The sequence below is a fragment of the Dongia sp. genome, from assembly GCF_041909655.1.
Lineage (GTDB): Bacteria > Pseudomonadota > Alphaproteobacteria > Dongiales > Dongiaceae > Dongia.
Map to the genome: position 1 here is coordinate 34244 of NZ_JAYRDA010000021.1, position 6055 is coordinate 40298.

At 63.3% G+C, this 6055-nt stretch carries 11 protein-coding genes; all 11 read right to left on the bottom strand.

Translation table 11 applies throughout. From position 1 onward, the window contains the following. Positions 1 to 8 precede the first annotated feature (8 nt). Positions 9 to 212 carry a 50S ribosomal protein L29 gene (gene rpmC, locus ACE3PR_RS21700; RefSeq protein WP_374376505.1) on the bottom strand — a complete coding sequence of 68 codons (204 nt, stop codon included), beginning with the start codon at positions 210 to 212 and terminating at the stop codon, positions 9 to 11. Between the two features lie 19 nt (positions 213 to 231). After that, entirely contained in the window at positions 232 to 648 is a 417-nt protein-coding gene (rplP, locus tag ACE3PR_RS21705; RefSeq protein ID WP_374376507.1) for a 50S ribosomal protein L16, read from the bottom strand. 22 nt (positions 649 to 670) lie between these two features. Next, positions 671 to 1384, bottom strand: coding sequence for a 30S ribosomal protein S3 (gene rpsC, locus ACE3PR_RS21710; protein WP_374376509.1), 714 nt, complete (start codon positions 1382 to 1384; stop codon positions 671 to 673). Next, complete coding sequence (gene rplV, locus ACE3PR_RS21715) at positions 1384 to 1776, bottom strand: 50S ribosomal protein L22 (protein ID WP_374376512.1); 393 nt, start codon at positions 1774 to 1776, stop codon at positions 1384 to 1386. The genes rpsC and rplV overlap by 1 nt, the downstream gene beginning before the upstream one ends. 2 nt (positions 1777 to 1778) lie before the next feature. After that, entirely contained in the window at positions 1779 to 2057 is a 279-nt protein-coding gene (gene rpsS, locus ACE3PR_RS21720) for a 30S ribosomal protein S19 (protein ID WP_374376514.1), read from the bottom strand. A 15-nt stretch (positions 2058 to 2072) separates the two neighbouring features. After that, complete coding sequence (rplB, locus tag ACE3PR_RS21725) at positions 2073 to 2897, bottom strand: 50S ribosomal protein L2 (protein ID WP_374376516.1); 825 nt, start codon at positions 2895 to 2897, stop codon at positions 2073 to 2075. Positions 2898 to 2900: 3 nt separating this feature from the next. After that, positions 2901 to 3215: a 50S ribosomal protein L23 gene (locus ACE3PR_RS21730; RefSeq protein WP_374376527.1), complete on the bottom strand. Its 315-nt coding sequence runs from the start codon at positions 3213 to 3215 to the stop codon at positions 2901 to 2903. 14 nt (positions 3216 to 3229) lie between these two features. After that, complete coding sequence (gene rplD / locus ACE3PR_RS21735; RefSeq protein ID WP_374376519.1) at positions 3230 to 3859, bottom strand: 50S ribosomal protein L4; 630 nt, start codon at positions 3857 to 3859, stop codon at positions 3230 to 3232. Between the two features lie 17 nt (positions 3860 to 3876). After that, positions 3877 to 4569: a 50S ribosomal protein L3 gene (rplC, locus tag ACE3PR_RS21740; RefSeq protein ID WP_374376521.1), complete on the bottom strand. Its 693-nt coding sequence runs from the start codon at positions 4567 to 4569 to the stop codon at positions 3877 to 3879. Positions 4570 to 4583: 14 nt separating this feature from the next. Next, on the bottom strand, positions 4584 to 4898 hold the full coding sequence (rpsJ, locus tag ACE3PR_RS21745; RefSeq protein WP_298681953.1) for a 30S ribosomal protein S10: 315 nt from the start codon (positions 4896 to 4898) through the stop codon (positions 4584 to 4586). 27 nt (positions 4899 to 4925) lie between these two features. After that, positions 4926 to 6055 (bottom strand): elongation factor Tu (gene tuf, locus ACE3PR_RS21750; RefSeq protein ID WP_374376523.1); only part of this gene is annotated, 1130 nt, incomplete at its 5' end.

Below are 6055 nucleotides of genomic sequence, written 5' to 3' on the forward strand. Positions count from 1 at the left end.
TTCCCGCGCTACGCCGAAACCTTCGCCGTCGCCTTCTGGCGCAGCGAAGTCTCAATGCGGGCGATGTCACGCCGAACCACGCGCACGCGCGCGGTGTTCTCAAGCTGGCCCGACGCGCGCTGGAAGCGCAGGTTGAAGGCCTCTTTCTTCAAGTTAACGAGGTCCGCCTTAAGCTGATCCTCGGTCTTCAGGCTGATATCCTTCGCCTTCATGATCTTGGGTCCTCGTTTCTTATTCGTCGCCAAGACGCGACACGAGGCGCGTCTTGATCGGCAGTTTGGCAGCGGCCAGGCGGAACGCCTCTTCGGCCAGCGGCTTCTGCACGCCGTCGATTTCAAACATGATGCGGCCGGGCTTCACACGGCACATCCAGAATTCCGGCGTGCCCTTGCCGGAACCCATGCGCACTTCGGCCGGCTTTTTGCTGACCGGCACGTCCGGGAAGACGCGGATCCAGACCTTGCCGACACGCTTCATGTGGCGCGTGATGGCGCGGCGGGCCGCTTCGATCTGCCGGGCCGTGATGCGGCCGGGTTCCATCGCCTTCATGCCGAAGGCGCCGAAATCGAGCGAGAAACCGCCCTTCGCGACACCCTTGATCCGGCCCTTATGGGCCTTCCTGAATTTTGTCCGCTTCGGAGAAAGCATCTTACTATTCCCTATCGCTCAATCAGGACCGACGCTCGGCGCCAGAACCCTGGTGACCCGAACCCTGGCCCTGATTTTCCATGGACCGCTTGTCCATCGCCATCGGGTCGTGGCCCATGATCTCGCCCTTGAACACCCACACCTTGACACCGCAGGTGCCGTAGGTGGTCTTCGCGGTGCCCTCGCCGAAATCGATCTCGGCGCGCAGCGTATGCAGCGGCACGCGACCTTCGCGGTACCATTCCATGCGCGCGATTTCGGCGCCGCCCAGACGGCCCGAGCAGTTGATACGAATGCCGAGGGCGCCCAGGCGCATCGCCGACTGGACCGCGCGCTTCATGGCGCGGCGGAAGGCGACGCGGCGCTCAAGCTGCTGCGCGATGTTGTCGGCGATCAGCTTGGCATCGATCTCGGGCTTGCGGATTTCGACGATGTTGAGGCTCACTTCCGAGCCGGTCATCTTCGAAAGTTCGCCGCGCAGCTTTTCGATGTCTGCGCCCTTCTTGCCGATCACCACACCCGGACGGGCCGTGTGGATGGTGACGCGGGCCTTCTTGGCCGGACGCTCAATCACCACGCGGGCAACGCCCGCCTGGTTGAGGCGCTCGATCAGGAACTTCTTCAGCCGGAGATCCTCATGGAGGAGCTGGGCGTAGTCCCGATCAGCAAACCAGCGCGAATCCCAGGTGCGGTTGATACCGACGCGCAGCCCGATCGGATTGACTTTCTGACCCATTACTTTGCCTCCTCGGCTGCTTCGGCGCGCTCACGCACGATCACGGTCAGGTTGCTCCAGAGCTTCACCACCTTCACGCCACGGCCGCGGGCGCGGGCATGGAAACGCTTCAGGCGGAAGCTGTTACCGACATAAGCCTCGGCCACGAACAACCGGTCGACGTCGAGCGAGTGATTGTTCTCGGCATTGGCGATCGCGGCCTGCAGCACCTTCTTGACGTCCTGGGCCGCACGCTTCTTCGAGAAGGTGAGGGCCGCGAGCGCCGGCTGGGCATCCAGACCACGGATCATCTGCGCCACGAGGTTCAGCTTGCGCGGGGTGGTCTGCACCACCGACTGCATGGCCTTTGCCTCGTTATCGGACAGCGCCCGGGCTTTCTTCTGCTTGCTCATCTTTAAGCCCTCTTCGCCTTCTTGTCGGCGGCATGGCCGTGGAAGGTCCGGCTCGGCGAGAACTCGCCGAACTTGTGGCCGATCATGTTCTCGGTGACGAGGACCGGCAGGAACTTCTGGCCGTTATAGACGCCAAAGGTGAGGCCGACGAATTGCGGCAGGATGGTCGAACGACGTGACCAGGTCTTGATCACCTCGTTGCGGCCGGACGCACGGCTGGTTTCCGCCTTCTTCAGCAGATAACCGTCGACGAACGGACCTTTCCAAACGGAGCGAGCCATTATCTGTCGCCCTCCTTATTTCTTCGCTGCATGACGGCGGCGCACGATCAGGCCATCCGTCTTCTTGTTATGACGCGTCTTCTTACCCTTGGTCGGCTTGCCCCAGGGGGTCACCCAGGCGCGGCCACCATTGGTACGACCGCCGTGCGGATGGTCGACCGGGTTCATCGAGATACCGCGGGTGGTCGGACGGTAGCCCAAATGACGGGCGCGGCCGGCCTTGCCGATCGAGGTATTCTGCTGGTCCGGGTTCGAGACGGCGCCGATGGTCGCCATGCACTCGGCCTTGACCATGCGAACTTCGCCCGAGGGCATGCGCAGGAGCGCGTTGCCCTGGTCACGGCCGACCAGCTGCAGGAACGTGCCGGCGGAACGCGCCATCTGGCCACCCTTGCCGGGCTTCAGCTCGACATTGTGGACGATGGTGCCGACCGGGATGGAGCGGAGCGGCATGGCATTGCCCGGCTTCACGTCGGCGCGTTCGCCCGAGATCACCTGATCGCCGGCCTTCAAGCGCTGCGGCGCCAGGATGTAGGCGAGTTCGCCGTCCTGGTACTTGATGAGCGCAATGAACGCGGTGCGGTTGGGATCGTATTCCAAACGCTCGACCGTCGCTGGCATGTCGAACTTGCGGCGCACGAAATCGATCACGCGGTAGCGGCGCTTGTGACCACCACCGGTGCGGAAGGCCGTGATGCGACCGTAATTATTGCGACCACCGGACTTCTTCAGGCCCTCGGTCAACGCCTTGACCGGATCGCCCTTGTGAAGTTCCGAGCGGTCCACCAGCACCAGCTGGCGGCGACCCGCGGAGGTCGGCTTGAATGTCTTCAAGGCCATGGCTTAGATCCCCGTCGTCACATCGATCTTGGAACCCTCGGCGAGGGTCACGATCGCTTTCTTGAAGTCCGGACGCTTGCCGGCACGGCCGCGCCAGAGCTTGCTCTTGCCTTCGACACGCAATGTGTTGACGGCAGTCACCTTCACCTTGAACACGCCTTCGACCGCAGCCTTGATCTCCGGCTTGCTGGCTTCGAGCGGGACACGGAAGGTGACCTGATTGTGCTCTGACCCCATGGTGGCCTTTTCGGTCACATGGGGGCGGCGGATCATCTCCAGCATCGCTGCGTCGGAGAGCTTCACCACCGGCTTTTCCATCTTGCGTGCGCGGCTCATTTCAGGCGCTCCACCAAATGCTGCACGGCGTCCTTGGTCAGAACCAGGGTATCGCGGCGCAGGATGTCATAGACGTTGGCGCCCTGCTGCGGCAGCACATCCACCTGGGGAATGTTGCGCGCGGCGCGGGCAAAACCCTCGGTGACCGCCGGACCCTCGATGAGGAGAACCGACTTCCAGCCGAGCGCTTCGAACTTCTTCGCCAGATCCTTCGTCTTGCTGTCGCTGCCGACCTCGTTGAGGACGATCAGCTTGCCTTCCTTGACCTTGGCCGAGAGAGCGGTCTTCAGGCCGAGGGCGCGGACCTTCTTCGGCAGATCGTGAGCATGGCTGCGCACGACCGGGCCGAAAATGGTGGCGCCACCCCGGAACTGCGGCGAGCGCAGCGAACCCTGACGGGCGCGGCCCGTGCCCTTCTGGGCGTAGGGCTTCTTGGTGGTGCCGGAAACGTCGCCGATTTCCTTGGTCTTGTGGTTGCCGGAGCGGCGCTTGGCCAACTGCCAGTTCACCACGCGCGCCAGGATGTCCTTGCGGACCGGGCGGGCGAAGATGTCGTTGAACGTGGCTTCGTCCAACTCGATCTCGCCTTGCGGCTTGTTGTTGATGTCGATGACCTTGAGCTTCATGATCGCTGTTTCCTCGCTCACTCAGCCGCTTCGGCTTTGGCCTTCAAGGCGGCCGGGAACGGCGCCTCTTTCGGCAACGGCCGCTTCACGGCGTCCTTGATGAGGACGTAAGAGCCCTCGTGGCCCGGAACCGCACCCTTCACCATGACGATGCCGAGCGCCGGATCGGTGCCGACGACTTTCAGGTTCTGGGTGGTGACCCGCTCGTCGCCGAGATGGCCGGCCATCTTCTTGCCCGGGAAGGTACGGCCCGGATCCTGACGGTTACCGGTCGAACCATGCGAACGGTGCGAAACCGACACACCGTGGCTGGCACGAAGACCACCGAAGTTCCAACGCTTCATGGAACCCGCGAAGCCCTTGCCGATCGTGGTGCCGGTGACGTCGACGAACTGCCCGGCGATGAAGTGCTCGGCCGACAGCTCGGCACCCACTTCCAGGAGCGCATCCTTGGTCACGCGGAATTCCGCGATCTTCTTCTTCGGCTCGACCTTCGCCTTGGCAAAGTGGCCGCGCTGGGCCTTCGAGACGTTCTTCACTTTCGCTTTATCAAGACCGAGCTGCACGGCGTTGTAGCCGTTCTGCTCTTCGGTCCGAACCGCGATGACTTGACAACCAGCGACCTTCAACAAGGTCACGGGCACGTGCGCGCCATCTTCGGCGAAGACACGGGTCATGCCCAGCTTCTGGGCGATGAGGCCGGTTCGCATAGGTGCCCCTCCTCCTAGTTCTTCAACTTGATCTCGACATCCACGCCGGCGGCGAGGTCGAGCTTCATCAGCGCGTCCACCGTCTGCGGGGTCGGATCGACGATATCGAGGAGCCGCTTGTGGGTGCGGATCTCGAACTGTTCGCGGCTCTTCTTGTCGACGTGCGGCGAACGGTTGACGGTGAAGCGCTCGATGCGGGTCGGCAGCGGAATCGGGCCGCGAACCTGAGCGCCAGTACGCTTCGCCGTGGAGACGATCTCGTTGGTCGACTGATCGAGCACACGATGATCGAACGCCTTCAGGCGGATGCGGATATTTTGACTTTCCATCTTCTGGATCCTCTGGCCTTGCAGCCGTTACTCGACGATCTTGGCGACGACGCCGGCGCCGACGGTACGGCCACCTTCGCGGATGGCGAAGCGCAGGCCTTCATCCATGGCGATCGGCGCGATCAGGTTGACGACCATGGCGATGTTGTCGCCCGGCATCACCATCTCGGTGCCTTCCGGCAGTTCCACCGTCCCGGTCACATCCGTGGTGCGGAAGTAGAACTGCGGCCGGTAGTTGGAGAAGAACGGCGTGTGACGGCCACCCTCTTCCTTCGTCAGAATGTAGGCTTCCGCCTTGAACTTGGTATGCGGCGTGATCGAGCCGGGCTTGGCCAGAACCTGGCCGCGCTCGACTTCCTCGCGCTTGGTGCCGCGCAGCAGCGCACCGATATTGTCGCCCGCCTCGCCGCTATCGAGCAGCTTGCGGAACATTTCCACACCGGTCACGGTCGTCTTCACCGTCGGCTTCAGGCCGACGATCTCGACTTCCTCGCCCACCTTCACGATGCCGCGCTCGACACGGCCGGTCACAACCGTGCCGCGGCCCGAGATCGAGAACACGTCTTCGATCGGCATCAGGAACGGACGGTCCTTCGGACGCTCCGGCTGCGGGATGCTGGCATCCACCGCTTCCATCAGCTTCAGGATCGCGTCATGGCCCAGTTCCGGCTGCTTGTTCTCCAGCGCGCAGAGCGCCGAGCCGCGGATGATCGGAATGGTGTCGCCCGGAAATTCGTACTTCGAGAGCAGCTCGCGCACTTCCAGCTCGACGAGGTCCAAGAGTTCGGCGTCGTCCACCATGTCGCACTTGTTCATGAACACCACCAGCGCCGGCACGCCGACCTGGCGCGCCAGAAGGATGTGCTCGCGGGTCTGCGGCATCGGGCCGTCGGCCGCCGACACCACCAGGATGGCGCCGTCCATCTGCGCCGCACCCGTGATCATGTTCTTCACGTAGTCAGCGTGGCCCGGGCAATCGACATGGGCGTAGTGGCGGTTCTTCGTCTCGTACTCAACGTGAGCCGTCGAGATCGTGATGCCGCGCGCACGCTCTTCCGGCGCCTTGTCGATCTGGTCATAGGCCGTGAACGTCGCACCGCCCGTTTCCGCCAGAACCTTCGTGATCGCCGCCGTCAGCGACGTCTTGCCGTGGTCAA